We start from the raw sequence: 23,418 nt of genomic DNA, 5'->3' as shown, positions 1-23,418 counted from the left end.
CGCGGCGTCGGGCGGTCCGGGCCGATTATCAGGCGGGACAGTACGTGTCGGTGCCGGGCAGTTTGCCGGTGTCGAGGTAGGCCGCCAGCGGCGTGACCGCGCAGGACGAGTAGATGCTGGCGCCGTGCCCGATGCCCTGCCACATCACCCGCTTGCTGGCGGCGTTGGCGTTGATGACCGCGGCTGAGGTGGCCGCAACTCCTTCGTTGCCGGCGATCGGGTCGTTCTGCACACCCAGGAGCAGCACGTCGAGCTTGAGTTGTTTCGGTGGCTGCGGGGTGGCACCGGTCGGCCAGTGCACGCACTTGATCAGGTTGAGCGCCGCGACGGCGCCGAACTGGGGGTACAGCTTGCCCCAGGCCACCACCAGCTCGCGCACCCGGTCCGGGGTGGGGCGGTTCACCGAGTCGCTGCAGTTGTTGACGAATTGCCCGTCGCTGTGCTGAATGGTTTCGGCGCGGTTGATCAGGTTGTTCAGCGCATTGAAGTCCCCGGAACGCGCCGCGGCCAAGGCGTTGGCCAGGTTCGTCGTGTTGCCCACCCGGTCGCCGGTCGGAAAGCCCAACGCGGTAGTGATGGCCATCGTGATCGACGCCACCGAAGTGCGGCCCAAGCCGTAGCTGCGCGCCGACGTCAACAACGCGCTGATCGCGCCCTTCGGGTCCGGACCCAGCGCACAGTTGATCGCCACGCACTGCGCCGCGAACGCGTCCAGCGCGGCCTGCTGGCCTTTGACCTGCTGCTCGGCGGCCGCTTCGGCGCTGGCCCCCAGCGCCACCGGGGAGTCCAGGATCAGGCGGGCCACCTTGTCCGGGCGTGATCCGGCGTACGTCAGCGCGACCTGCGCTCCGTTGCCGACCCCGACCAGCGCGACCGCGGGGACGTCCCAGAGGTTGCGCAGCCGCTCGATGTCGGATGCGGCGTGGGCGTTGTCGTAGGCGGAGTCGCCGGGCGCGATGGCATCGGTGCAGTTGGTGGTGGCGGTGTTGGAGATTTCGGAGAGGTTGGCTACCGGGTCGTCACCGGTCTCGAACTGGGTCTGGTCGCGCATCTCTTCGCGGTCGAGGCGGTCGCGGCAGTCGATGGGGCTGGACATGCCGATGCCGCGGCGGTCGACGGCGACGATGGGGTGGGTACGCAGCACGTCGGCCCCGGCGTGGGACAGCCAGACCGGCAGCTGCGTGGACGACGCGATATCCGAGCCGGTGGTGAACACCAACGGCCCGGCATCTTTCGGGGTCTGACCGGAGCGGGCACGCACCACGCCGATGCTCACCGAGCCCGATCCGCCGTTGAGCGAGTCCAGGTCCGCGTCGTAGGTGGCGCATTCCAGCTTGACGCCGGGTGCGCCGGGGACGCCGGCGTCGGCGTTGAGCTTGGAGGTGCAGTCGCGCCATGACAGATCGTTCTTGGGTGCCGCGATCGGCGGTGGACCGCTGGGCGGTGGTTTGGTGGTCGACACTCCCTGCGGGCGGGCGCCGGAGTCGGTGGCGTAGCGGGGGTCGGCGCCGAAGACCGGGACGCAGCCGGCCAGCACGGTGGTGACCACCAACAAGATCGTGGCGGGCAGGATGCGCCGATTCATGCCGACCACAGTAGCCGGGCTACACCCTGACGTAGCGCGTGTACAGATAGCCGGCGTCGTCGGTGAGCACATGCGCGCAGCGCATCCGGGTCTGCAGCTGGCCCAGACCCGAGACGATGCGGTGCGCGGCGCCGCCGACGACGACGGGCGCGATGGTCAGGCACAGCTCGTCGAGTAATTCGCGGTCGAGGAAGGCGCCGAGCAGCGTCGGTCCGCCCTCGGTCAGGACGCGCGACAGTCCACGCCCCCGCAGGGTGCTCAGCACGGTGCCTACGTCGACCTCGCCGGGATCGTCGGCCGAACAGGCGATGACGTCGTCGACCACACCCGACAGCAGGCGGCGGGCATCGTCGGCGGCGGCGGCGCAGGTGAGTACCAGTGGAGCCACCTCGGTGCGGGTGAAGACCGCCAGGTCGTGGTCGAGGTGACCGGTTCGGGTGACGATCGCTATCGGCGGCACCTCGCCTTGACCGCGGGCCTGCCGCTGTTGGCGCTGCGCGACGCTGAGTTGGGCACCCGCGTAACCCTCCGAGCGCACCGTTCCCGCCCCGACCACGATCACGTCGGCCAGTTCCCGCAGCACGACGAAGACCGCCCGGTCACCGGGGCTGCCCAGGGCGCCGCTGAGACCCTGGACGGTGGCGCCGCCGTCCAGGCTGGTGATGAAGTTCGCGCGCACCCACCCGAGGTCGGGCGGATAACCGTAGAGCCGGGGGAGTTCGGCGGGATCCAGGTCGCGCGTGGCGCCGAGCAGCGTCAGAGACGTCTCGCCAGGCATGAGGTCGATTGCAGCACGTCGCTACAGTTCGTGCATGCACGGGGCCAGTTCGGCGCAGGTCGGTCACCTGGTGGATCGGCATCCGTCGGTGTCGCCGGAGCGGCTGATCGGCCAGTTGCGGCCGCCGCCGACGTTCGCCGACGTCAGCTTCGCGACGTATCGGCCGGACCCTGCCGAACCCACCCAGGCCGCCGCCGTCGAATCCTGCCGGGAGTTCTGCCGGCAGGCCGAGCAGCGCCGGGCGGGCCGCAAGAAGTTGTTCGGCCGCCGCGAGGTCCTGCCGGGCGTCGGGTTGTATCTGGACGGTGGGTTCGGCGTCGGCAAGACCCACCTGCTGGCCTCGGCCTATTACCAGTTGCCCGACGCCGCGCCGAAGGCGTTCGCGACGTTCGGCGAGCTGACCCAGCTGGCCGGGGTGTTCGGCTTCGCCGAATGCATCGAGCTGCTGGCCGACTACACCGCGGTGTGCATCGATGAGTTCGAGTTGGACGACCCGGGCAACACCACGCTGGTCTCCCGGTTGCTGTCGTCGCTGGTCCAGCGGGGGGTCTCGGTGGCCGCCACCTCCAACACGCTGCCCGAGCAACTGGGCGAGGGACGGTTCGCGGCGCAGGACTTCCTCCGCGAAATCAACACGCTGGCAAGCATTTTCACCACGGTTCGCATCGAGGGACCCGACTACCGGCACCGCGACCTGCCGCCGGCGCCGCCACCGCTGTCCGACGAGGAGGTCGCCGCGCGCGCCGCCGAGGTCGCCGGGGCGACGCTGGACGACTTCGACGCGCTGTGCGCCCATCTGGCCACCATGCACCCGTCGCGGTATCTGACGTTGATCGAAGGCGTGACCGCGGTGTTCCTGACCGGCGTGCACGGGGTGGACGACCAGAACGTGGCATTGCGGTTGGTGGCGCTGACCGACCGGCTCTACGACGCCGGTGTGCCGGTGGTGGCCTCGGGCGCGAAACTGGACACCGTCTTCAGCGAGGAGATGCTGGCCGGAGGTTACCGCAAGAAGTATCTGCGGGCCACGTCGCGGCTGCTGGCGCTCACGCTGATGTCGGGGAGGCGAGCGCCCGGACCATGACGTGGTCGTCCTCGACGAAGTCGCCCATCTGAAATGTCCTGCTGCCGTTGATCGTGAAGTCGAACTTGGCGTAAAAGCGCAGTGCGCGAACGTTTTTCTCGTTGGTGCCCAGCCACATGCAGCGTGCACCCCACCGCGTCGCGGTATCCAGCGCGGCACTCATCAGCGCCGCCGAGACGCCGTGCCCGTGGAAGTCGGGCAGCACATACAGCTTCGACAGTTCCACCGCCGGGCGCAGCGGGACGGCGCGCTGGATGTCCGCGTCGTCCGGCACACCGCGAATCAGCATGGCGTAACCTACAATTCGGCCGTCGTGCCGGGCTACGAAGACCGCACGTCGCTGGTCGGTGAGGTACTGCGCGAAACGTGGCGCCGACAGGTTCGTGTCGATGAAAGCGGCGATGTCCTCGGCGCGCGACCACGGCGGGCACGCCAGCGGAAAGGTGCGCGCCGCGACGTCGGCCAGGTCTTCGGCGTCGCCGGGGGTGGCGAGTTCGATATTCAGTTCAAAGATTCCACTGCGCGAGGTGAACTCCGGTCTTGCGGTCCAGCAGGACGACCACCGACACCGGATCGCGGTAGGCGTCCCAATACACTCCGCCGCGCACCACCGCACCTGTCGGGGCGTTGCCCAACTGGGCGTCCAGCCAGTCGGGTGCGTCGCACGGCCGCGGCTTGTAGGCGTCGGCGAACGGCGTGACCCCGTCGAAACTGAAGTTCGACGCCATGATGTAGGAGTTCGGTACTCGGACGGCACGGACCACCACGTCGGCCCGGGCCACCGTGCTGTCGGGGAAACTCTTGACCGGCACGCCACTTCGCGTGTAGCCGAAGCCCGGTGGCGGTTCGACCGGCACCACACTGGTGACGGTGACGTCGGCGACGTAGGTGCCGGTGTCCACCCGCAACGTGTCACCGAGATGACCGATGGGTGCGTCACCCGCCCGCGCGGCCGGCAGCGCGGCGTCAACCGGCAGCGTCCCGGCCGTGACGACGAGGAACGCGGAAAGGGCGATCAGCCAGCGGCGCATCCTCGCATGATGACATATGCGCAAACGTCGCGGGAGGGGTTGATCGGCTCAGGTATCGGTCGGCTCCGCGGTGGTGAGCGATTCCAGTGCGGCGCGCAGATCAGCCTCCACCCGATCTTTCTCGACGCCGGCCCGGTGCAGTGGCCCGGCGCCGTCCTCGAGCTCCAGCAGCGCAAGGAGCAGGTGTTCGGTGCCGATGTAGTTGTGGCCCAGGCGAAGTGCTTCACGGAAGGTGAGTTCGAGCACCTTGCGGGCCGGGCCGCTGAACGGGATCAGCGCGGGCGGTTCGCCGGTGCGCGGCGGGAGTTCAACGGACTGGCCCAGTGTGACGGTGTCGATCTGTTGCAGCCGCAGCAGAGTGGTGGCCAGTGCGGCCGGATCGTTGAGCACGCCGAGCAAGAGGTGGTCGGGGGTGATGTGGCTGTTGCCGGCCTGGTGCGCGACGTTCTGGGCGGCGACCACCGCATTGCGCGCCCGCGGCGTGAACCGGCTGAAACCCTGCTCGGGGTCCAACGGGGTGGCTTCGGCTTTGGGCACGAATCGCTTCTGCGCGGCTTGTTTGGTGACGCCCATGGCTTTGCCGATCTCAGTCCAGGAGGCCCCGGAGCGGCGGGCCTGGTCGACGAAGTGTCCAATCAGATGGTCGGCGATCTCGCCGAGGCTCTCCGCCGCCAGTACCGCATCGGTCAACTGGTCCAGGGCGCCGGTGTGCACCGTTTTGATCACCGCGATCAGGTCGTCAAGGCGGACCGGATAGGCGATTTTGGTGGATTCGACCATGTCGTCAACTTTAGGTTGACGGTCTGGATGCGTCAACCTCATGTTGACGATTTGCGTTCGAGATGCAGGGTTGCCGAGCCTCTGGAACCATCACAGAGCTATGAGACTTCTGCTGGCGCTGATTGGTTTGGCCGCCTTCGCCGGCCTCGCCGCCCCGGCACACGCCAGTCCTGACGAAGACCAGGCGCTGCTGGTCTCGCTTAATGCGGCGGGCATCAAATACAAGGACACCGCGAGCGTCATCACGACGGGCAAGGCGGTGTGCGAGATGGCGGCCGCCGGTAAGTCCGGCGTCGAAGTGGTTCAGGTGCTGCAGAGCGCGAATCCCGGGCTGACGCAGGAGAATGCCGCCAGGTTCACCGCGATCGCGGCGGGGGTCTACTGTCCGGCGCGGCTGCCTGCACAGACGGGCTCTTGAGCGACGTGTCCCGATACCAGCCGGGTGCTGCCGTGCCCGGCCAGGCATGCTGGACGTACGCCTGCCTCTTGGGCGAGTCGATCAGTGGGACCAGCAGCACGATCACGGCGGCGGTGACGCCGAGTCCGCCGAGTGCCAGCACGATCAGGATCAGCAACTCGCCATGACCGACATTGAACCAGCGGCCGGCACGCCAATGCGGCGGGAACTGTTTCGTGTAGTGCGAGCCCGGGTAGCTCACACGCAAACATCCAACGCGTAGACGGAGGAGCCGTGACCACCGCTGAACAGCCGCCGCCAGAAGGTGACAAGCAACCCCCGCAGGCCACTTCGGTCAACAACACCAAGGACGGTGCCGGGGACGCAGAAGTCGAAGGCGACGACGCCACGGACCAGTGAGCCGCGCTCGAGAGCCAGAATCTGTAGTGCGGGTTGGTTTTTAGGTACGTCGGAGACCGTGTGCGGTCGACTCCGGACGGCACTCGATAGCCTGTGAGCTATCGAATCTTCGGAGGTCGGGTTGAGAACAGGGTTGCTGGCGGGTACGGCACTGGTGGCGGGCTGGGCCGGGTTGCGCGGATTGGTCGCGTGGATCGAACGCAACCCGGATCCGCTTACGCGCGAACAACTTCTGGCCGAACCGCACGGCGCGGAGGTATCGATCACCCGGCCGGACGGCACAGTGTTGCGTGCTGTGTCTGCGGGGGAGGGGCCGACGGTGGTCCTGGTGCACGGTTATTCGGTGACCCTTGCGGAGTGGAACATCGTTTGGGATGAGTTGCTGGGCAAAGGATTTCGGGTTATCGCGTTCGATCAACGCGGTCACGGTCGCTCGACGCTGGGCGCGGACGGCATCGGATCGGAAGTGATGGCGGCCGATCTCGCCGCGGTGTTGAAGCACTTCGATGTCAGCGATGCGGTGCTCGTCGGGCATTCGATGGGTGGATTCGTCACTATCCGCGCCTTGCTGGAGCGGCCTGACCTGGTGTCGCGACTGCGCGGCGTGGTGCTGTTCGCCACCTGGGCGGGCCGGGTGCTGGACGGGGCTCCGCAGAACAGGTTGCAGATCCCGCTACTGGAGTGGGGCGTATTGCAGCGGCTGATCAAGAACGAGACCGTTGCGACGCTGTTCGGGGCCGCGCAGTGCGGCACGCGGCCGTCGCCGGCGATGGTGAAGGTGTTCGTGGAGGGGTTCCAGGAGCATGTGGACCAGCACGGGCCGCACGTGGCGATCGTGCGGGCGTTCTCGCGGGAGGATCGTTACCCGCGGCTGGGGGAGATCACGGTGCCGACGGTGGTGATGGTCGGTTCGGCCGACCGAACCACGCCGCCCAATCACTCACGCCGGCTCGCCGACGGTATTCCCGGGGCGCGGCTGGTGACCGTGCCGGCTGCGGGGCATGCGCTGAACTGGGAGGCGCCCGGCGAATTGGTGAAAGTCATCGAATCCTTTGGGAGATAGCGGCTTTCGGTTTCCTTTGCCCGATGTATTCCCAGCGGGTCGACGATGGGCTATGTTGCGCGATACGGCCGCTGTCCAATTTCCGAAAAAGGGAGTCAATGGTGACAAACGTATCGACGGCGGGAGCCGCGTTCGCGGTGGCCGCCCTGGTAGTGGGTGCAGCGGTCACGGGGTGCGGGAGCGACAACTCGCCAAGCCCGTCGTCTTCGTCGTCGTCTTCGGCTTCTTCGTCCGCGGCGTCCTCGTCGACGGCGCCGTCGGGCACCGCCACCGGGCAGCCCGGCGACTACACCGGTCTATTGATCCCGGCCACCGACATCGTCGTACCGGGGGACACCTTTGTGCAGACCCAGTCCCTGCCCATCGCCACTCCGGCCGGAGTCGAAGGGGTGTTCAACAACCAGGCCAACACTCGCAAAGTCGAAATTTCGATCTACGTCTACAACAACCCGGACGAGGCGAACCAGGCGCTGGACACCACCTCGAAATCCATTCAGGAGCTGAGCGTCAAGGCGCCGACGACGCCGGCCGAGGTGGGCATACGGGGCGTCATGGCAATCGGTCCATCACCTGACGGCACCAAAGCCAAAGGTGTGGTGATCTTCACCGAGGGCAAGGCGCTGGGGCTCATCGAAGCCGAAGGGGCACCGGACGACCCGGTGGACCAGGGCTTCCTGCTCGATGTCGCGCGCAAGCAGGACGCCAAGATGAAGGCGGGACTGCCGGGCTAGGTATGCTTGGTTAAATCGCTTTGCCCGCAAGCAGATTGAACGAGCCGGCCTTGCTTGATGCCCTCAGTTTGCATCGCTTACTGGACGTCACCGCGAGAGTATGGGCGAGTCAACGGATGGCTTCGTCGCAATGACCGTTCGGGTTGAACTCAGAATGCCGCGTGGTGAGTTCGGCCGACGAGGAGCGAACCTGGCGCGGCGACAGTTTCCGATTGGCCACGATAAACGCGCTGCGGTTGCTGTACTCAGGCATCCTGAGCCGACGAAAGAATTCGGGTAGGTAGAGAAAGTGCCTGCGTATCCCTTTCGACAAGTTCGCCCCCGTCGACATCGCGGAAACAACAGCCTTTTGGCTGTCGCACGCACATGGCAATTTTGTGACATGTCGCTGAGTGAGCCACGGTCACCAGTACGGGCATCGGGCAGGAACAGGTGGCTGTATTGACCACATCGATCTGGTCGACCACCATCAGAGACACATTGGTTCCATCGCAACGGCGGGCGACTCATGTTCGAAGTTAACTCTGAAGGCGAAGCCGTAGAGTTTGAGCACATGTCCCCCTGGGAGACCACGAACAAGACTCCGCGCGAAGAGGACGGCCCGGATCGGGAGAGCAGCATGGCCGAGAAGAATTTGTCGCCCGATTGGTCATCTGGCGTTGATTCGCTTTACCGCCCTACGTTGCTGGGAGCGATGGCAGGCAGTGCGGGCGTGGTGATCGGTAGCGTCGGAACCTGGGCGAAGGTGCTGTGGTTAACCGTCGGCGGGCTTGATTTCGGCAACTGGGGCGTCGCAATACTGATCTTGGGAGTTATTTGCGCTAGCGCACTAATCGTCGTCAAGTACTGGTCCCGGTCTTCGTTCGACCCGCGATGGGCCGTCGCCGTTGCGTGGGGGATCGTCGCCATCGGCGTGGCATGTCTGACGATTGCTGTCATCAACATCACCAGGTTGATAACCGTCCCGAAGGAGATTTTTTTTGGCGTGCCTGTCGGCGCATCAGCGGGCTGGGGTCTATGGCTCGTAGCGTTCTCCGCTGCAGCCATCTGTGTCACTGGAACGATGCTGTCAGACTCCGAGCTCCTATTACCACCGCGATTATGCCCAGCGCAGCCAGAGCGCCGACGAGGAATTTGATGCCGCGCGTCGCCCAGACGAACTTGCGATCCGCTACCACCGAATTCGCGTGGACCTGATTTGCGAGATGACGAGTTAAGTCGTGAGGGTCGGACGTCAACGCGGCAAGTACCTGGGCATAGGTTGGTTCATCGTTTCGGTACGCGAGTGCCACATGCGAATAGAAAAGCAGGTTGCTGAAGTTCTCCGGACCGCCAGACACATTTCGCCGTGGGATCAATGTGGCAGTCGCGCAGAACCCGGCTGCGAAGACAAGCGCGCCGCAAAGGGCGGGAAGTGCGTTCATCAAGCATGGGGCGTGCTGCTGGCTTTTCACCAGGTTGTAGAGGACCCCACCGGTGACGCCCGCCGCCGCAAGAATTGCGCCAGCCTTGGTCTCGGCGTGGCGTATCCACTCATTGACGAGTGACAGCGCCTTCCAAGCCTGTTCGGGCTGTGGCTCGGGGTTCGGCGTCTCCTCAACGGTCTCCGGCACGGGCGGTTCCTCCGCGCCTGGTCCTTCCGGCATCAATCATCCCATCGCTGTTTCCTCAGGTTGAGGTTGACACGTCAAAAGGGGATAGAGAGGTAGCGACACGCCGAGAGGCTTGCGGCATTTCGCTACACGTCTCCGGTATAAGCGACGCTCGCCACATAGGCCTCATGAGTAACACCGAGGACTTTCTGGATGGGCAGACGGTCTTCTACACCGCTGTGAGCTGACCGCTATTGCATGACTATTGCATGCTGATTGATCAGTCCTTCTAACTAAACGTCCTGATCTGCGATAATGCTGGTGCGCGATACTGGGATTGAACCAGTGACCTCTTCCGTGTCAGGGAAGCGCTCTCCCGCTGAGCTAATCGCGCTGGGGTCAAAAGTCGGAGGTGGAGACGGGAATCGAACCCGTGTGCACGGCTTTGCAGGCCGTTGCCTCACCACTCGGCCACTCCACCGCTGGATTGATGCCATTTGCACCTTCGAGCGGATGACGGGATTCGAACCCGCGACCCTCACCTTGGCAAGGTGATGCGCTACCAACTGCGCTACATCCGCGCGCAACGAGCGAGATCGTCGCTCGGTGCGAAGCACGACGATAGTCCAGTGCGCGAGCGCACACAAATTCCTTGGTACCGAGCGTGTCCAATGCGGGGGTGGACGGTTCGCGTCGCACGTCCCCTCAGCGGATCGTGATAATCTTCGACGTCGTTCGCCTCTCGGCGCCGGTCCCGTGGCTCAGTGGAAGAGCGTCCGCTTCACACGCGGAAGGTCGCTGGTTCGATCCCAGCCGGGACCACAAGTACGCATCCCGATCCGGGGGAGATGAGATGGGCTTCGGGCAGGCCGTCGCGACCGGGTTCACCAAGTACGTCACCTTCAGCGGTCGCGCCTGCCGCTCCGAGTTCTGGTACTGGGTCCTCTTCACCGTCCTGGGCGGCATCGCGTCCACCCTGGTCGACGCCAGCATGGACACGCAGATCGTCTCGGTCATATTCAACCTCCTCACCGCGATCCCGAGCCTGGCCGTCAGTGTCCGACGCCTGCACGACGTGGACGCCTCGGGCTGGTGGGTGCTGCTCAGCCTCATCCCGGTCATCGGGGCCATCGCGCTGCTGGTCTGGGTTGTCGCGAGGGGCACCGAGGGGCCGAATCGCTTCGGTCCGGATCCGCTGGCCGCGACGCCTGGCCTGCCCAACGAGCAGTACGGCGCGCCGGCATAGCTACCGCCCCGCCGCCCGGAGTCCGGGTAAGGCATTCGGTGCGACCGCTGGCCAGTGCCCACGAAGTACCATTCCCCTGACCGCACGCGCCGCGGCAGAACAGGAGACGACGATGCCGGTCACGGTGATTCTCGAGCTGCGATTCAAGCCCGATCAGGTATCGGCCGGGCGAGAACTGATGGGCCGGGCCCTGCAGGACACCCGCGCGTTCGACGGCAACCTGCAGACCGACGTGTGGGTCGACGAGCAGGACGAGGCGCACTGGCTGATCTACGAGGTGTGGGAATCGGTGGACCACGACGAGGCCTACCGCCGGTTCAGGGCCGGGGAAGGCAAGCTGACGCAGCTTCCGCCGTTGCTGGCCGCGCCCCCGGTCAAGACCCGGTATCTCACCAGCGACATCTAGCAATGAGCTTCTCCGAAGGCATCGGCACGCTGAAACTCGAATGCCCACAGCAACATCCGGTCGGAAGGATCCTGCGCGAGAGCGCGCATCAAGCCGTTCAGTACGACCCGGGAGCCACGGTGGGGCCACGCCGATTCTGGCCCGGTGAGGACGAGCACGCCCGGTTCGCGGCCCGGTGCCGCTTCTGCGACAAGCCGGTTGGAGACGCGACGGCAACCCTGCAGGCCAAGTTCGCCGAACTGCTCGCGGACACCGTGGAGACCTACCGGACTACGACGCTTCCCTACCTCGCGGAAAGCATGCGTTGATGCTGATATCGACGGGTCTTTATTGATTTCGTAAGGTTCATGAGGAAACGTCTACGAAAGCGCACGACACCGAGTTCTTCTAGGTCCCAATTAGCTGTCCCTACCAGTACGGAGTTCTCATGACGCTAACCCGCAGGCACCCGTTGGGCGTCCTCGTCGCGATACTGGCGGCCGTCGCAGCCGTCGTATCCTTCGGCGCGCCGACGGCTCAGGCGTTCTACGTCAAGTACCACGAGACGATCACGCGCAACGCGCTTCCCGCTGACCAGGTCAGCCAGCTGGCGGTCAACCAGATCCTGGTGGGGCCGCCGCCGGGCGGCGGCGCGCTGGGCAGCGATGCCTTCGCCACCGACGAGTTCCGGCACCTGGACAACTCGATCAACCCCACCGACATCTGCAATCGAGCGCGAGTCGCCTGGGACACCTTCTCGCCGATCATCCTGAGCGGATCGGTGCTCAACGGCAACGTCGAGGCTGACGGGCCCGGTGCCCGCGCCGCGTTCGGGGCCCTGCTGCACACCCTGCAGGACTTCTACTCCCACTCCAACTGGGTCGACGACAACATCGCCATCGGCCAGCTGGACCGGCTCGCCCCGCCGATCTTCCCCGTCTGCAACCCGGCCGACTTCCCGGCCGACCTGCACACCGGTTACTACAGCATCGACTTCGCGCAGCAGTTCCCCCTCGAGGGTTGCCCTGCGGGCGGACCGCCGCCGGGATTCCAGGAGTGCCACACGCTGCTGAACAAGGACGGCCCGCACACCCCGCGCGGTGGTACGCCCGTCCCGGGCACCAACCTCAATGAGTACGACGTCGCCGCGCAACTGGCCACCCGGGCCAGCACCGATCTGTTCTTCACCATCCGCGACTGGGTTGCCAACGCAAACGGGCAGGACGCTGCGGTGCAGCTGTTCCAGCAGGGCGGCCCGCTGCCCAACTGGCACAACATCCCCAACCTGCCCGGCGTTCCCTACCTAGGTTCCTAGCACAGGGCTACGCCGTCAGACCGGATCAGCGGGTGCTCGGGTAACCCCCGGGCGCCCGCTGAATTTCGGTGTCGTCACTAGACTTTCGGGGTTCTCGGGGTGTCGGTTCACCACCTGCTCCTGATCGGGCTGGCTGGACTCGGGGCCGGTGCGATCAACGCGCTCGTCGGCTCGGGCACCCTGATCACGTTTCCGACGTTGGTTGCCCTCGGCTATCCGCCGGTCACGGCCACCATGTCCAACGCGGTCGGTCTGGTGGCCGGGGGAGTGTCCAGCACCTGGGGTTACCGCGCCGAGTTGCGCGGTCAGTGGGATCGGTTGCGCTGGCAGATTCCGGCTTCGCTGGCCGGCGGGGTGCTGGGCGCCTACCTGCTGCTGCATCTGCCCGAGCAGGTGTTCACCCGGATCGTGCCGGCGCTGCTGGTGCTGGCTCTGGTGCTGGTGGTGCTCGGGCCGTGGTTGCAATCCTGGGCGCGGCGGCGGGCCGAACAGGAGGGCCGCTCGGTCGAGCGGATCACCTCCGCCCGGATGGTCGCACTTGTGGTGGGGACCTTCGCGGTCGGCGTCTACGGCGGTTATTTCACTGCCGCGCAGGGCATTCTGTTGGTCGGGATGATGGGTGCATTGCTGCCGGAGTCCGTCCAGCGCATGAACGCCGCCAAGAACCTGCTCACGCTGGTGGTGAATGTTGTTGCCGCCGTTGGCTATACGTTGGTGGCGTGGGATCGCATCAGCTGGCCGGCGGCAGGTGTGATCGCAGTGGGCTCGTCGATCGGCGGGCTGGTCGGTGCCCGGTACGGCCGACGGTTGTCGCCGAATGCATTGCGCGCCACCATCGTTGTGGTGGGATTGATCGGGTTGTACCGACTGCTTTCCCTGTGAGCCGAGTCAGTGAGCCCAGTCAGTGAGCCGACAGTGTGGCCGCGGCAGCCGCTTCGATGACGTCCATCACCTCGCCGCGCTCGCGCCACGCCCGCAACTGACGCATCGCCCCGTTGCCCTGCGTGGCAACTCGGTCGACTTCCTCGACCACCCGGGCGTACTCGCCGAGTGCGTCCAGCGCCGGGCGTACCCGCTGCACCAGCGCAGAAAGCTGCTCGCGGGCCGGTACCGAGCCGCGGCCGCTGATCAGATCCAGCGTGTTGCCGGCCAGTCCATCGTGCGCGGCCTGCCAGTACGCGGCGCGCAAGACCGCCGGGGGCAGCCGGTCGGCACCTGCCGGCGCTTCGTCGACGGCAGTGATCACCGCGGCCCTGATCAGGGTGGCCAGCAACACCGTCTCGTCAACCGTCGCCGGCACGTCGGCGACCCGCACCTCGACCGTCGGGAACACCGCGGACGGGCGCACGTCCCAATAGACCATGCCCTGATCCAGCAACACCCCGGTGTCGACCAGCATCTGCACGGTGCGGTCGTACTCGTCGGGCGAGGCGAAATACGGCGGAGCGCCCGCCACCGGCCAACGCCGCCACAGCACGCTGCGCCAGCTCGCATAGCCGGTGTCACAACTGCGGTACACCGCCGAATTCGCTGACAGCGCAAGCAGTGTCGGCAACCACGGCCGCAGCCAATTGCTCGCGTGGACGGCGGCCGCCCGATCGGGAACCTCGACATGCACATGAGCGCCGCAGATGCCCTGCTCGTGTGCGACCATCCCGAACCGCTCGCCGATCTGCTTGTACCGCGGGGTGTCGGTGACCGGGAACTCGTGCGGCGTCACCGGCGGGAGACCCAGCGCCAGCAGCCGGACCCCGGCCGCGTCGGCGGCCGCCGACGCAGTACGGCGCAGCGCCGCGAGTTCATCGCGCAGTTCCCGACTGGTCCGCACCACCCCGGAAGCGATCTCTACCTGACAACTGCTCAGCTCCAGCTGCATGTCGACGCCGCGGCGGGCCGCCTCGATGGCTACCGCGTTGTTGCGGGGTGCCGGTTCGCCGGTCTGCGGTTCGACGAGCAGAAATTCCTCTTCGACCCCCACCGTGGGAAGGCCGCTCGCCGAGCACGATGTGCCCATGTCCGCCAAGCTACCCGCGCGGCCGGCGCCAAACCCGGTGCGAGTTCGGCCGTATCGGCCATTTCGCTGTGCGATCCAGGCCGGTTGGGGACAATGACCGCAACACACATCCGAAGAAGGAGTGGTCAGCAGTGTTGAGTCCCCGGTCGCGCGGACACGACGACGTCCTGGACGCCGCGGAAGAACTGGTCGCCGAGCACGGGATCGAAGCCGTCACGATCCGCGCACTCACCAAGGCCACCGGCGTCTCCAACGGCGCCATCTACCGGGCGTTCGAGTCGCGCGGCGGCCTGCTCGGGCGGGTGTGGATACGTGCGGAACGCCGCTTTCTGGACCTGTTGAGCAGCCTGGTCGACGATGCCCGGTCCGAAGCGGACAGTGAGCCGCTGGACGCGGTGTACGCCGCGGCCGAAACGTCGCTGCTGTATCCCGAGATGTATCCGGGATCGTCGGCCTGCCTGATGACGGTGCGCCGCGAGGACGTGGCCGGCCAACCGATGCCGGACGAGATCGCCGCGCAGTTGCACACCCTGGCGGCGGAACTGCACGCGGCGATGTCGCAGCTGGCCGACAGAATGTGGCGGCGCAGCGACGCCGTCGCAGTCGACTTGATCGCCGCCTGCATCATCGACCTGCCCAAATGGATCGGTCCGCGCGGGCAGCAATTCGGGATGCCCATGCTGGGCGACTACCTGCGCGCCTCGGTCCGGGCGGTGCTGGAGGTGGGGCCGCCACCGGCCGCGGCGGACCGAGAACTGGTCGCCAACGGCGCGGCATAACGCCGCAGGCCAGATTACCGCCGCGCGCTCAGGGCGTCGTCGACAGTCGGGTAGATCGGCAGCGTGGCAGCCCAGCCGCCCGCCCGCACCACGCGCTCGACGGCCCGCGCAGGGCTCACCAGACGTAGTTCGCCGCCGCGCAGCCGGCACTGCTCGGCCGTCTCGGCAAGCACGCTGTAGGCGCAGCAGCCCAGGAACTCGACTTCGGTGACATCGACGACCAACGGCCCGGGCGGGGTGGTGGTCGCGGCCGCCTCGGTCACCAGCTGGCGCCAGGTCTGCTCATTACAGGCGTCGACCTCCCCGCCGGCATGGATGACCACCGCGTCGCCGCTGCGGTCGGTGATGGCGCGCAGCGTGCTGCGCGGATCGCCCAACGCGTAGACCAACCGAGTGCTGAGCGTCAGGTGGGTGGAGAATGATTCGGAAATGGCCAGGCTCATGGTGCACTCCTAATCGGCTGGCGTGAACTACGCCGCGATGGATGCCCGTCCTGCAATCTGAAGACAGACAAATTCTTGTCCTGTGGATACCATTTCTATAACAAGACAGGGCGGTCTGTCTACACGGTCGGGCTAAGAGTACGGTAAGGCCTGATATGGCAACGACCGAGGTCACCGGGTCCGCGGCGTCAGCTGTGCCGGCCCGCGAACGGATTCTGGGCGCTGGCTACGAGCTGTTCAGTCGTCGCGGCATCCGCGCCGTCGGCACCGACGAAGTCATCGAACGCGCCGGGGTGGCCAGGGCGACCCTGTACCGCCACTTCGCCACCAAAAACGATCTGGTGCTGGCGGTGCTGCAGCGGCGCGAAGAGCTCTGGACCCATGGATTGATCGAACAGCAGTCCGCCCAGCGGGGCGCCACGGCCGAGGAGCAGTTGCTGGCGATCTTCGACGTGCTACACGAGTGGTTCCAGCACCGGGACGGTTACGAGGGCTGCTCGTTCATCAACGTGCTGCTGGAGTTGGGTCCCGATCACCCCGCCGGGCAGGCCTGCATCGTCCACCTCGACAACGTCCGGCAGATAGTGCGCGAGCGCGCGGTGGCCGCCGGGCTGCTTGACGTCGAGGACTTCGCCTGGTCCTGGCATCTCCTGATGAAAGGCGCGATCATCCTGGCCGCGGTGGGCGACCGCGACTCCGCGCACCGCGCCCAGTCGCTGGCGCGGACGCTGATCGAGCAGCATCGCCCGCAGCTCGGTGAGGCGGCCGGCTGACTCAGGCGGTGGTGCCGGCCTTGCGGTGGTGTTCTTCTTCGAGCTCGGCGATGGCCCGAGACGTGCGCTCGCGCAGCAGGATAGCCGCGGTGACGCCGCAGATGAGGGCGATGACCAGCGCTACCCAGGAGAACCGCGACATCCATTTCTCCGCAGCCACGCCGGCGAAATAGACGAGCGCGGTGGTGCCCCCGGCCCAGCAGATGCCGCCGCTGACGTTGGCGACCAGAAACCGTGGGTAGGACATCTTCAACGCCCCGGCCAGGGGTCCGGCGAAGATGCGCAGCAGCGCGATGAACCGGCCGAAGAACACCGCGCGCACACCCCAGCGGTTGAACGTCCTTTCGGCCAGCATGACGTGGCCGGGGCCGAAGTGCTTCGGGAAGCGCCGGCCAAGCCGGTCGAACAGCGGCATCCCGAACCGGCGTCCGATCGAGTACCCGATGGAGTCGCCGATCACCGCGCCGATCACCGCCGCGGCGCCGACGCCGACCGGGTTCACCGCCAGCTCGTGATGCGACGACATCAGGGCGGCGCTGACCAACACGATTTCCCCGGGCAGCGGTATGCCCAGACTCTCGAGTCCGACGACTCCACCGACCACCAGGTACACCGCGAGCGGCGGGATGGTCTGAAGCAGGGCCTCCACGTTCATGGGTTAAAGGATGCCTGACCGCTGCCAATTGCGGGTGACTAGTGGAAGAACCCGGACTGGTTGTTGCCCTCGTTCCAGCCGCCGGAGCTGGAGTTGCCCGCGTTGTGCACGCCCGAGCTGTAGTTCCCGGTGTTGTACAAGCCGGTGTTGTATGCGCCGGTATTGCCGATGCCCGAGAGCGCAAACCCTGAGTTGTAGAAGCCCACGTTGCCGCGACCGTTGGAGTTGCCGACTCCGGAGGTATAGCCATACGCGTCATCAGTGGTGTTCTGGAAGCCCGAGGAGTCGCTGCCGGTGTTGTAGAAGCCGGACAGGTTGCTACCGACGTTGCCGAAGCCCGAATGGAACACTCCCTCCGGTGTCTGCGAGCTGCCGAACCCGGTGTTATAGGTGCCTGAATTGAACCCGCCGGTATTGACGCTGCCCGAGTTGAACAGGCCGGTGTTGAAATAGCCCGAGTTGCCGATGCCGGTGTTGGTTCCGTACCCCGCGGAGTTGAATAACCCGGTGTTCCCGGATCCCGCATTGCCGAAGCCCACGTTGTCGAAGTACGCGTTCCCAGCACCGAAATTACCGTTGCCGGCGTTGTCGAAGCCCAGGTTGGTGTAGCCGGAGTTACCGAAGCCGGTGTTTCCGATGCCGGCATTCCAGAAGCCGGTGTTCGTGTCGCCGGAGTTACCGAAACCGAAGCTGCCGTTCCCGGAATTGAAGAAGCCGATGTTGTTGTCGCCGGAGTTGAAGAATCCGATGTTGTTGTTGCCGGAATTACCGAAGCCGAGGTTGCCGATACCGGCGTTCAAGGCGCCGATGCCGACCTGGTTATCGCCCGTGAGTCCGAAACCGATGTTGTTGTTGCCGTTGTTACCGAACCCGACGTTGAAATTGCCGGTATTCCCCACCCCGGTGTTCGAGGTCCCGATGTTGCCGCTGCCCACGTTGGAGCTGCCGATATTGCCGCTACCGAAATTGGTCGACCCCTGGTTTCCGCCGCCCACGTTTCCGTTGCCGACGTTGCCGGGGCCGACGTTCTGGTTGCCCTGATTTCCGCTGCCCAGATTGAAGTCGCCGACGTTGCCGTTGCCGAAATTGGTACTACCCCAGTTGCCACTGCCAACGTTGGAGTTACCTGTATTGCCGCCGCCCAGGTTGCCGTCGCCACCGTTTCCGCTGCCCAGGTTTTGATTGCCGTAGTTGCCACTGCCGTAGTTGCCGTTGCCGGTATTTCCGCTGCCCAGGTTGTTGTTGCCGAGATTGCCGATGCCCAGGTTCAGCGCGCCGGTGTTGCCGATGCTGGTGTTCAAGGTGCTCAAACCGGCTAGCGCGTCCGGCCAGGAGGTCAGCTGCGCCGCGGCCGCCGACGCCCAGCCGTGATAGTCCACCAGCGCGGCGACGTCGGCGGCCCAGAACTCCTCGTAGATGCTTTCCGCGGCGGCGATCGCGGGCGCGTTCTGCCCGAACAGGTTCGACACCACCAGCTGCACGAACGCGTTGCGGTTGGCTGCCACCACCAGCGGGTGGATGGTGGCCGCCCGGGCCGCCTCGAACGCGGCCGCCACCGCGCCGGCTTGGGTGGCCGCCCCGGCGGCCTGCGTTGATGCCGCAGTGAGGAAACTCGCGTAGGGCGCGGCGGCGGCTGTCATCGCGGCGGCGGCCGCACCCTGCCACGCGGACTCCGTCAGGCACGACGTCACCGACGTGAAGGATTCCGCGGCGGTCCCCAACTCCTGGGCCAATCCACTCCAGGCCCTGGCGGCGTGCAGCATCGGCGCTGCCCCCGCGCCGACGAACATCCGTACCGAGTTGATTTCTGGTGGCATTGTGTAATAGCTCAACAGGGTGTCCTCTCCGGCGTCGCCGACGCGGCCCCCCGGGCGCCGGCGCAATAGCGCGCCGCGCTGCCTACCAGTCATGATTTCCCCGACCACCGGGCAACGCGACGCTGCGAGGAACGGTAGCCAAGTTTTCGGCGGCGCATGCGGTTTTCGGCGACTCCTTTTCCACGCGGCCGGTTCAGGGGGTCGCGGCGATACGCTCTGCGGGTGCGGAAAGAGGCGCCGCAGTACCCGATCGAGTCGGTCGACAATGCACTCAAGCTGCTGTTGCTGCTGGGGGAGCAACCGCAGATCCGGCTGAGCGAGGCGACACGGTATTTGGGTGTGGCGTCGTCGACCGCGCACCGACTGCTGGCGATGCTGACCTACCGCGGCTTCGTCCGCCAGGACCCCGACTCCAAGGCGTACCTGCCGGGACCGGCCCTGACCAGCGTGGCGTTCGCGATCTTCGGGCGCATCGACATTGCGCGCACCGCGCTGCCGGTCATGCGCACCCTCAGCGAGCAGCTCGGCGAGACGATCCACGTCGGGATGCTCGACGGCGCGAACATCCGCTTCGTCGCCGCGGTGGAAGGTCCGAAGGCGGTTCGGGTGGCTTCCCGACTGGGCCGCACCATGCCGGCGCATTGCACCTCGACGGGCAAGGCCTTGCTGGCCGGGTTGTCCGAAGCCGAACTGCGGCAACTGCTTCCGCAGGAGGCGCTGCCCGGAATCACGGCGCGCTCGATCGTCAGCCGGGCGAAGCTGGAATCCGAACTGTCCCGCATCCGCGAGCGGGGTTACGCCGGCAACCGGGAGGAGAGCGAGGAGGGCGTGGCCTCGGTGGCAGTACCGATTCCCACCGGCGCTCCCGGGTTGCGCCTCGCGCTGAATGCCGCCGCCCCGCAGCACCGGCTGCCCACCTCGAAATATCGGGCAATCGCGGCCGCGCTTGTCCGGGCGGCCGATGAGATCGGCGGTCAGCTGGGCTGAGCCGCCAACCGGGCCACCTCGTGCCGCCACGCCGCGTCGACGTTGAACCCCGCCCCCAGGTCCGGCAGGTCGTCCCAGTCGGCGTCGTCGATCTCGGTCAGCGTGCCACCGGCGGACCGTACGCGTAATGCCATGCGCGCCAACTCATTCAGGCTGATCGCCTGCAACACCGCCTGCGGTACGGTACCGGCGGCGCTGGTGATGCCGTGCCCGCGACAGATCACCACCGACGCGGTGCCCATCGCCGCCACCATCTGCTTGCCCAGTTCCGAGCTTCGAATCAGCACCGCGCGTTCGTAGACCGGCACGCCGGCGCGGGCCAGCCAAGCGCCCGGAATGTCATAGGCGCCGTAGATGGGCCGGATGGTGATGCCGGCCAGATCGGCGGCGACGGCCTCCGGCGGATGAAGGTGCGCGACGGCCTGGTGTCGGGCGTCGGCCAGCATGGTCTCCAGGTGGATCGGCAACTCGTTGGGTACCCGGTAACCGTCGAGTTCGCCGGTGGCTCCGGCCTTTCCGTCGAAATCGATCAACCGGATGTCGCTGGGACGGGTGAACGCCACGCCGGTATCGGAGTCGCTGCGGCAGCGGATGAGCAGGCGGTCCTCGTCGACGCGCAGACTCAGATGGCCGAGGATGCCGTCCACCAGGCCGCGGGCAGCGGCGACCCGGCAGGCCTGGGCGAGGAGAATGCGTTGCTGCTCAAGCAAGCCGGAACCCCCCGTCGGGGTGGACGGTCTCACCGGTGATGCCGCGGGAGCGCTGCGCTGCCAAAAACACATAGCTCCACGCGTGGTCGGCACCGGACAGCGCGACATTGAGCGGACTGCGTGCCGCCAAATCCGTTGCCCGGTCGGGGGAGTCGTCCAGGCGGACCTCGGCCAGGCCGAGGCTGGCCAGTCCGCGCAGGTCGGTGTCCAGCGTTCCGCCCGGCGCCACCCCGTTGACCCGGATGTGCGGCGCCAACTCGTGCGCCAACGCCGTCACCAAACCCCGCACGGCGAACTTCGACGGCACGTACAGCACGCCGCCACGACCGGGATAGTAGGCCGACGTCGACTCGGTCAGCACGATCGAGGCACCCGGGTGCCCGCGCAGCGCCGGGAGTGCGGCTTTGACCGACTGCAGCTGACTGAGCACATTGGTGCGGAACATCTCGTCGAAGGCGGCCGGCAGGTCGTCGGCGTCGATGTCGTCGATTCCCCGGTAGAAGTCGAACACCCCGACGCAGTTGATCAGGGTGTCCAGTCCGCCGAAGCTGTGCACGGCGGCGCGCACCGCGCTGTCGTTCGCGTCCCGTCCGGTGGCGTCACCCTCGATCACAGGGACCTCGGGGAGCTCGTCGCGCAACCGGTTGCACTTGTCCGGATCACGTTCCAGCACAGCAACTTTCGCACCGTCGGCGCGGAAGGCATCGACCACCGCCCGGCCGATCCCGGAGCCGGCGCCCACCACCAGCGCCCGCTTGCCGTCAAGCCAGCCGGTCATCGTCGGCTTCCGGCTCGTCGGGCAGCAGCGGCGCGTTGGAGTTGCCGACCATGGCCGCCAGCGTACGGGGGTTCTGCCAGGTCAGTGCCTCCACCTCGAGGGCGTCCAGGCTGATCCACCGGCCGCTGCGGGGGGCGGTGATGAGCAGCCGGGATCCGTTGCGGGTCTCCACGCGCTGCACCACGACTTCGGTGAATTCATTTGCGACAGTGAGCGGTTCACCGACCGGTTGGATCTTCGGGTTCACAGGAACACCGCCAGGTTCTGCATCCGCAGCACCGACTCGTCGGCAACGATCGTGCGACGGGCCAGTTTCCAGTCGCCGTCGCACCCGCGCAGCACATCCTGACGTGCGCAGGACAACAACGCGCTCTCGTTGACGTCGCCGCGGCTGCGGAACAGCAGTTCGGCCGATTCGACGAGCAGTTCGGTCGGGTCGTCGGAGGCGAACGTGCGCACGTTGGTGATGAAGTGCCGCAACCGCGACGGCGGATCCTCAGCCCACACATGCTCGGTACCCATCCGGGCCACCCGCTGGCTCAGTGAGTACCGGTCCTCGTCGAAGTGGTCCATCCCCGGCTTCGGGAAGGCGGGAGTGTCGAACCCGGCGCCGCGGGCGGTGGTGACGCGCACCGGCATCACGTAACGGATGTCGTCGGTCATCGTGTCCAGCCACGCCTCATACTGCTGGCGATCGAGCAGATACGCTTCGTCGACCAGGAACTGGTGTGCCTGCAGATGGCGGATATCGTTGAACGGCAACGGTTTCATGAGAGATGATCCGCCCATAATTTGAGTAACTCGCGCTGGTTGTATTCGTTGTAACCGACCTGGGCGCGCCCCGGACCGTGGAAGGCCTCCGGCGCCAGGGTGTCGATCACCGGGGTGTCGTCTTCAAGCAGTCCCATCCGGCTGTTCAGCAACAGGCGCCGGGCCATCGCGCCACCGGCGGTGGTGGTCAGCGAGACCCAGTTCTCCACATCGTCCTGCTCGAACATGCCGGTCGATCCGAAGCACATCAGATACGCTTTGTACGAATCCATTTTGAACTGCTCGGGTGCCGCCGCGTCCACCGCGAACCACGAGCACACCTCGGTTTCGTTCTCGCTGATCGGTTGCCACTGCCGGATCGAGATGAACGGCAGCACTTGTTCGCTGCCGGGCAATTTGGGCCAGTTGTGCACGAAGCTGAGATTGGGGAAACAGGTGGCGGCCGAGAACATGAAGCCGTCTTCGGCGACGACCTGCTGCTGTCGCGGCGACCAGACCTCCTTGATGCGGCCGATCATGTCGTCGGGGTAGCCCACGTAGCGCATCCGGGCGTCGAAGTCGCCCGGCGGCAGTTTGTAGGTGGTGCCGCCGCCGCGCTGCGCCCAGTAGGTGGCACCGTCCTTGCGTTTCTGCGCCTTCGGTTCGCGGAACAGGCCGATCTCGACGATCGAGGCGTGCGTGTGCGGGGTGTGGTACATGTCGCCGGAGAAGTTCTCGGCGCCGATCTTCCAGTTCGCCTTGATCCGCCAGCGTTGCGGACCGCGGAGTTCCACGCCCAGCTCGCTCTGCCTGGTGTAGAAGTCCAGATAGAAAGCGAAGTCGCCGAGGTACTCCCGCAGCGGCGGCGCGTGCGGGTCCAGGCTGAGGAAGATCAGGCCGTTGTAGCTCGCCAGATTCGGTGCGGGCAGCAGAGTTTGGTCTTTGGCGAAGCCCCGGTCGCCGCCGTAGGCCTCGCGGTGAAACGGCAGGCCGGTGAGCCGGCCGTCGTTGCGGTAGGTCCAACCGTGGTAGGGGCAGCGAAAATTGGACGCGTTGCCCACCTCCGCGCGGCACACCTGCATGCCGCGGTGCAGGCACATATTGAACAACGCCCGCACCTGCCCGTGTGAATCGCGGCTGATGATGAAGGAGTCGTCGAGCACCCGGCGCACCACGTAGTCGCCGTCCTGCGGAATCTCCGACTCGTGCGCCACAAACATCCAGGTCCGGCTGAACAGCCGCTCTTTTTCCCGGGTGAACAGGTCCTTGTCGTTGTAGATATGCGCCGGAATCATGCCGCGGCGC

The 23,418-nt window shown here is 66.3% G+C and carries 29 protein-coding genes and 4 tRNA genes; 14 read left to right on the top strand and 19 right to left on the bottom strand.

The window, feature by feature from the left end; genetic code table 11:
• Nucleotides 1–28 precede the first annotated feature (28 nt).
• Both ACZYZ9_RS14050 and ACZYZ9_RS14045 read right to left on the bottom strand, forming a co-directional pair.
• Entirely contained in the window at nt 29–1,585 is a 1,557-nt protein-coding gene (locus ACZYZ9_RS14050) for an alpha/beta hydrolase (RefSeq protein ID WP_463826874.1), read from the bottom strand.
• A gap of 19 nt (nt 1,586–1,604) precedes the next feature.
• Nucleotides 1,605–2,363, bottom strand: a complete 759-nt coding sequence (locus tag ACZYZ9_RS14045) for a pyrimidine reductase family protein (RefSeq protein ID WP_463826873.1) — start codon at nt 2,361–2,363, stop codon at nt 1,605–1,607.
• On the opposite strand from ACZYZ9_RS14045, the gene zapE reads away from it, so the two are divergent.
• Nucleotides 2,362–3,447, top strand: coding sequence for a cell division protein ZapE (zapE, locus tag ACZYZ9_RS14040; protein WP_463826872.1), 1,086 nt, complete (start codon nt 2,362–2,364; stop codon nt 3,445–3,447). The genes ACZYZ9_RS14045 and zapE overlap by 2 nt on opposite strands.
• Here zapE and ACZYZ9_RS14035 read toward each other — a convergent pair.
• The 3 genes from ACZYZ9_RS14035 to ACZYZ9_RS14025 are packed head-to-tail and all read right to left on the bottom strand — an operon-like array spanning nt 3,410 to nt 5,258.
• On the bottom strand, nt 3,410–3,952 hold the full coding sequence (locus ACZYZ9_RS14035) for an N-acetyltransferase family protein (protein ID WP_463827163.1): 543 nt from the start codon (nt 3,950–3,952) through the stop codon (nt 3,410–3,412). The genes zapE and ACZYZ9_RS14035 overlap by 38 nt on opposite strands.
• Before the next feature lies 1 nt (nt 3,953).
• On the bottom strand, nt 3,954–4,478 hold the full coding sequence (locus ACZYZ9_RS14030) for a hypothetical protein (protein WP_463826871.1): 525 nt from the start codon (nt 4,476–4,478) through the stop codon (nt 3,954–3,956).
• Between the two features lie 48 nt (nt 4,479–4,526).
• Nucleotides 4,527–5,258 carry a Clp protease N-terminal domain-containing protein gene (locus tag ACZYZ9_RS14025; RefSeq protein WP_463826870.1) on the bottom strand — a complete coding sequence of 244 codons (732 nt, stop codon included), beginning with the start codon at nt 5,256–5,258 and terminating at the stop codon, nt 4,527–4,529.
• Between the two features lie 100 nt (nt 5,259–5,358).
• On the opposite strand from ACZYZ9_RS14025, the gene ACZYZ9_RS14020 reads away from it, so the two are divergent.
• On the top strand, nt 5,359–5,676 hold the full coding sequence (locus ACZYZ9_RS14020) for a DUF732 domain-containing protein (protein WP_463826869.1): 318 nt from the start codon (nt 5,359–5,361) through the stop codon (nt 5,674–5,676).
• On the opposite strand, the gene ACZYZ9_RS14015 is transcribed toward ACZYZ9_RS14020, so the two are convergent.
• On the bottom strand, nt 5,615–5,917 hold the full coding sequence (locus ACZYZ9_RS14015) for a hypothetical protein (RefSeq protein WP_463826868.1): 303 nt from the start codon (nt 5,915–5,917) through the stop codon (nt 5,615–5,617). The two genes, ACZYZ9_RS14020 and ACZYZ9_RS14015, sit on opposite strands and share 62 nt — an antisense overlap.
• A 32-nt stretch (nt 5,918–5,949) precedes the next feature.
• Between ACZYZ9_RS14015 and ACZYZ9_RS14010 the strand changes: the two genes are divergently transcribed.
• The 3 genes from ACZYZ9_RS14010 (at nt 5,950) to ACZYZ9_RS14000 (ending at nt 7,869) form a co-directional block, all read left to right on the top strand.
• Entirely contained in the window at nt 5,950–6,075 is a 126-nt protein-coding gene (locus tag ACZYZ9_RS14010; protein WP_463826867.1) for a hypothetical protein, read from the top strand.
• Nucleotides 6,076–6,196: 121 nt separating this feature from the next.
• Nucleotides 6,197–7,138 carry an alpha/beta fold hydrolase gene (locus ACZYZ9_RS14005; RefSeq protein WP_463826866.1) on the top strand — a complete coding sequence of 314 codons (942 nt, stop codon included), beginning with the start codon at nt 6,197–6,199 and terminating at the stop codon, nt 7,136–7,138.
• A 101-nt stretch (nt 7,139–7,239) separates the two neighbouring features.
• The gene (locus tag ACZYZ9_RS14000) at nt 7,240–7,869 is read left to right on the top strand and encodes a hypothetical protein (RefSeq protein WP_463826865.1); all 630 of its coding nucleotides are present in this window, start codon (nt 7,240–7,242) and stop codon (nt 7,867–7,869) included.
• 1,052 nt (nt 7,870–8,921) lie between these two features.
• Here ACZYZ9_RS14000 and ACZYZ9_RS13995 read toward each other — a convergent pair.
• The 4 genes from ACZYZ9_RS13995 to ACZYZ9_RS13980 form a co-directional block, all read right to left on the bottom strand.
• Nucleotides 8,922–9,482, bottom strand: a complete 561-nt coding sequence (locus ACZYZ9_RS13995; protein WP_463826864.1) for a Pycsar system effector family protein — start codon at nt 9,480–9,482, stop codon at nt 8,922–8,924.
• A gap of 298 nt (nt 9,483–9,780) precedes the next feature.
• Nucleotides 9,781–9,855 (bottom strand) — tRNA-Val (locus ACZYZ9_RS13990).
• Between the two features lie 16 nt (nt 9,856–9,871).
• Nucleotides 9,872–9,942 (bottom strand) — tRNA-Cys (locus ACZYZ9_RS13985).
• A 27-nt stretch (nt 9,943–9,969) separates the two neighbouring features.
• Nucleotides 9,970–10,042 (bottom strand) — tRNA-Gly (locus tag ACZYZ9_RS13980).
• 169 nt (nt 10,043–10,211) lie between these two features.
• On the opposite strand from ACZYZ9_RS13980, the gene ACZYZ9_RS13975 reads away from it, so the two are divergent.
• The 6 genes from ACZYZ9_RS13975 (at nt 10,212) to ACZYZ9_RS13950 (ending at nt 13,289) form a co-directional block, all read left to right on the top strand.
• Nucleotides 10,212–10,283 (top strand) — tRNA-Val (locus ACZYZ9_RS13975).
• Nucleotides 10,284–10,314: 31 nt separating this feature from the next.
• Nucleotides 10,315–10,707 carry a DUF805 domain-containing protein gene (locus tag ACZYZ9_RS13970; RefSeq protein ID WP_463826863.1) on the top strand — a complete coding sequence of 131 codons (393 nt, stop codon included), beginning with the start codon at nt 10,315–10,317 and terminating at the stop codon, nt 10,705–10,707.
• Between the two features lie 112 nt (nt 10,708–10,819).
• Nucleotides 10,820–11,113: a putative quinol monooxygenase gene (locus tag ACZYZ9_RS13965; RefSeq protein ID WP_463826862.1), complete on the top strand. Its 294-nt coding sequence runs from the start codon at nt 10,820–10,822 to the stop codon at nt 11,111–11,113.
• A 2-nt stretch (nt 11,114–11,115) separates the two neighbouring features.
• Complete coding sequence (locus ACZYZ9_RS13960; RefSeq protein ID WP_463826861.1) at nt 11,116–11,421, top strand: hypothetical protein; 306 nt, start codon at nt 11,116–11,118, stop codon at nt 11,419–11,421.
• Between the two features lie 119 nt (nt 11,422–11,540).
• Nucleotides 11,541–12,407: a hypothetical protein gene (locus ACZYZ9_RS13955; protein WP_463826860.1), complete on the top strand. Its 867-nt coding sequence runs from the start codon at nt 11,541–11,543 to the stop codon at nt 12,405–12,407.
• Nucleotides 12,408–12,521: 114 nt separating this feature from the next.
• Complete coding sequence (locus tag ACZYZ9_RS13950) at nt 12,522–13,289, top strand: sulfite exporter TauE/SafE family protein (protein ID WP_463827162.1); 768 nt, start codon at nt 12,522–12,524, stop codon at nt 13,287–13,289.
• Nucleotides 13,290–13,308: 19 nt separating this feature from the next.
• Here the strand turns inward: ACZYZ9_RS13950 and ACZYZ9_RS13945 are convergent, their stop codons facing one another.
• Nucleotides 13,309–14,421 carry a carboxylate-amine ligase gene (locus tag ACZYZ9_RS13945; RefSeq protein WP_463826859.1) on the bottom strand — a complete coding sequence of 371 codons (1,113 nt, stop codon included), beginning with the start codon at nt 14,419–14,421 and terminating at the stop codon, nt 13,309–13,311.
• A gap of 134 nt (nt 14,422–14,555) precedes the next feature.
• Between ACZYZ9_RS13945 and ACZYZ9_RS13940 the strand changes: the two genes are divergently transcribed.
• Nucleotides 14,556–15,200 (top strand): TetR/AcrR family transcriptional regulator, encoded by a 645-nt coding sequence (locus ACZYZ9_RS13940; RefSeq protein WP_463826858.1) that lies wholly within the window; start codon nt 14,556–14,558, stop codon nt 15,198–15,200.
• Nucleotides 15,201–15,214: 14 nt separating this feature from the next.
• Here ACZYZ9_RS13940 and ACZYZ9_RS13935 read toward each other — a convergent pair whose 3' ends face one another.
• Entirely contained in the window at nt 15,215–15,643 is a 429-nt protein-coding gene (locus ACZYZ9_RS13935; protein WP_463826857.1) for an anti-sigma factor antagonist, read from the bottom strand.
• Nucleotides 15,644–15,798: 155 nt separating this feature from the next.
• On the opposite strand from ACZYZ9_RS13935, the gene ACZYZ9_RS13930 reads away from it, so the two are divergent.
• The gene (locus tag ACZYZ9_RS13930) at nt 15,799–16,416 is read left to right on the top strand and encodes a TetR/AcrR family transcriptional regulator (RefSeq protein WP_463826856.1); all 618 of its coding nucleotides are present in this window, start codon (nt 15,799–15,801) and stop codon (nt 16,414–16,416) included.
• 1 nt (nt 16,417) lies between these two features.
• Here ACZYZ9_RS13930 and ACZYZ9_RS13925 read toward each other — a convergent pair whose 3' ends face one another.
• Nucleotides 16,418–17,071 carry a DedA family protein gene (locus ACZYZ9_RS13925; RefSeq protein WP_463826855.1) on the bottom strand — a complete coding sequence of 218 codons (654 nt, stop codon included), beginning with the start codon at nt 17,069–17,071 and terminating at the stop codon, nt 16,418–16,420.
• A gap of 38 nt (nt 17,072–17,109) precedes the next feature.
• Nucleotides 17,110–18,903 carry a PPE domain-containing protein gene (locus ACZYZ9_RS13920; RefSeq protein ID WP_463827161.1) on the bottom strand — a complete coding sequence of 598 codons (1,794 nt, stop codon included), beginning with the start codon at nt 18,901–18,903 and terminating at the stop codon, nt 17,110–17,112.
• A 207-nt stretch (nt 18,904–19,110) separates the two neighbouring features.
• On the opposite strand from ACZYZ9_RS13920, the gene ACZYZ9_RS13915 reads away from it, so the two are divergent.
• The gene (locus ACZYZ9_RS13915) at nt 19,111–19,875 is read left to right on the top strand and encodes an IclR family transcriptional regulator (RefSeq protein ID WP_463826854.1); all 765 of its coding nucleotides are present in this window, start codon (nt 19,111–19,113) and stop codon (nt 19,873–19,875) included.
• Here the strand turns inward: ACZYZ9_RS13915 and phtC are convergent.
• The 5 genes from phtC to ACZYZ9_RS13890 are packed head-to-tail and all read right to left on the bottom strand — an operon-like array spanning nt 19,863 to nt 23,408.
• A complete protein-coding gene (phtC, locus tag ACZYZ9_RS13910) occupies nt 19,863–20,585 on the bottom strand; it encodes a 3,4-dihydroxyphthalate decarboxylase (protein WP_463826853.1) in 723 nt (240 codons plus the stop codon). The genes ACZYZ9_RS13915 and phtC overlap by 13 nt on opposite strands.
• Complete coding sequence (gene hcaB, locus ACZYZ9_RS13905) at nt 20,578–21,363, bottom strand: 3-(cis-5,6-dihydroxycyclohexa-1,3-dien-1-yl)propanoate dehydrogenase (protein WP_463826852.1); 786 nt, start codon at nt 21,361–21,363, stop codon at nt 20,578–20,580. The genes phtC and hcaB overlap by 8 nt, the downstream gene beginning before the upstream one ends.
• Nucleotides 21,347–21,598, bottom strand: a complete 252-nt coding sequence (locus ACZYZ9_RS13900) for a dihydrodiol dehydrogenase (protein ID WP_463827160.1) — start codon at nt 21,596–21,598, stop codon at nt 21,347–21,349. Before ACZYZ9_RS13900 ends, hcaB begins: the two co-directional genes overlap by 17 nt.
• 8 nt (nt 21,599–21,606) lie before the next feature.
• Entirely contained in the window at nt 21,607–22,134 is a 528-nt protein-coding gene (locus tag ACZYZ9_RS13895) for a 3-phenylpropionate/cinnamic acid dioxygenase subunit beta (protein ID WP_463826851.1), read from the bottom strand.
• Nucleotides 22,131–23,408, bottom strand: a complete 1,278-nt coding sequence (locus ACZYZ9_RS13890; protein WP_463827159.1) for an aromatic ring-hydroxylating dioxygenase subunit alpha — start codon at nt 23,406–23,408, stop codon at nt 22,131–22,133. Before ACZYZ9_RS13890 ends, ACZYZ9_RS13895 begins: the two co-directional genes overlap by 4 nt.
• Between the last annotated feature and the right edge of the window lie 10 nt (nt 23,409–23,418).

It is taken from the genome of Mycobacterium sp. IDUB_28 (assembly GCF_055419285.1).
This window is presented reverse-complemented; position numbering and strand designations above follow the sequence as displayed.

What these genes read in the sequence shown, in the direction of transcription:
- ACZYZ9_RS14050 (WP_463826874.1), bottom strand. Translation starts at nt 1,585, where the DNA reads ATGAATCGGCGCATCCTGCCCGCCACGATCTTGTTGGTGGTCACCACC.
- zapE (WP_463826872.1), top strand. Translation starts at nt 2,362, where the DNA reads ATGAGGTCGATTGCAGCACGTCGCTACAGTTCGTGCATGCACGGGGCC.
- ACZYZ9_RS14045 (WP_463826873.1), bottom strand. Translation starts at nt 2,363, where the DNA reads ATGCCTGGCGAGACGTCTCTGACGCTGCTCGGCGCCACGCGCGACCTG.
- ACZYZ9_RS14030 (WP_463826871.1), bottom strand. Translation starts at nt 4,478, where the DNA reads ATGCGCCGCTGGCTGATCGCCCTTTCCGCGTTCCTCGTCGTCACGGCC.
- ACZYZ9_RS14025 (WP_463826870.1), bottom strand. Translation starts at nt 5,258, where the DNA reads ATGGTCGAATCCACCAAAATCGCCTATCCGGTCCGCCTTGACGACCTG.
- ACZYZ9_RS14020 (WP_463826869.1), top strand. Translation starts at nt 5,359, where the DNA reads ATGAGACTTCTGCTGGCGCTGATTGGTTTGGCCGCCTTCGCCGGCCTC.
- ACZYZ9_RS13970 (WP_463826863.1), top strand. Translation starts at nt 10,315, where the DNA reads ATGGGCTTCGGGCAGGCCGTCGCGACCGGGTTCACCAAGTACGTCACC.
- ACZYZ9_RS13965 (WP_463826862.1), top strand. Translation starts at nt 10,820, where the DNA reads ATGCCGGTCACGGTGATTCTCGAGCTGCGATTCAAGCCCGATCAGGTA.
- ACZYZ9_RS13960 (WP_463826861.1), top strand. Translation starts at nt 11,116, where the DNA reads ATGAGCTTCTCCGAAGGCATCGGCACGCTGAAACTCGAATGCCCACAG.
- ACZYZ9_RS13955 (WP_463826860.1), top strand. Translation starts at nt 11,541, where the DNA reads ATGACGCTAACCCGCAGGCACCCGTTGGGCGTCCTCGTCGCGATACTG.
- ACZYZ9_RS13945 (WP_463826859.1), bottom strand. Translation starts at nt 14,421, where the DNA reads ATGGGCACATCGTGCTCGGCGAGCGGCCTTCCCACGGTGGGGGTCGAA.
- ACZYZ9_RS13935 (WP_463826857.1), bottom strand. Translation starts at nt 15,643, where the DNA reads ATGAGCCTGGCCATTTCCGAATCATTCTCCACCCACCTGACGCTCAGC.
- ACZYZ9_RS13930 (WP_463826856.1), top strand. Translation starts at nt 15,799, where the DNA reads ATGGCAACGACCGAGGTCACCGGGTCCGCGGCGTCAGCTGTGCCGGCC.
- ACZYZ9_RS13925 (WP_463826855.1), bottom strand. Translation starts at nt 17,071, where the DNA reads ATGAACGTGGAGGCCCTGCTTCAGACCATCCCGCCGCTCGCGGTGTAC.
- hcaB (WP_463826852.1), bottom strand. Translation starts at nt 21,363, where the DNA reads ATGACCGGCTGGCTTGACGGCAAGCGGGCGCTGGTGGTGGGCGCCGGC.
- ACZYZ9_RS13895 (WP_463826851.1), bottom strand. Translation starts at nt 22,134, where the DNA reads ATGAAACCGTTGCCGTTCAACGATATCCGCCATCTGCAGGCACACCAG.
- ACZYZ9_RS13890 (WP_463827159.1), bottom strand. Translation starts at nt 23,408, where the DNA reads ATGATTCCGGCGCATATCTACAACGACAAGGACCTGTTCACCCGGGAA.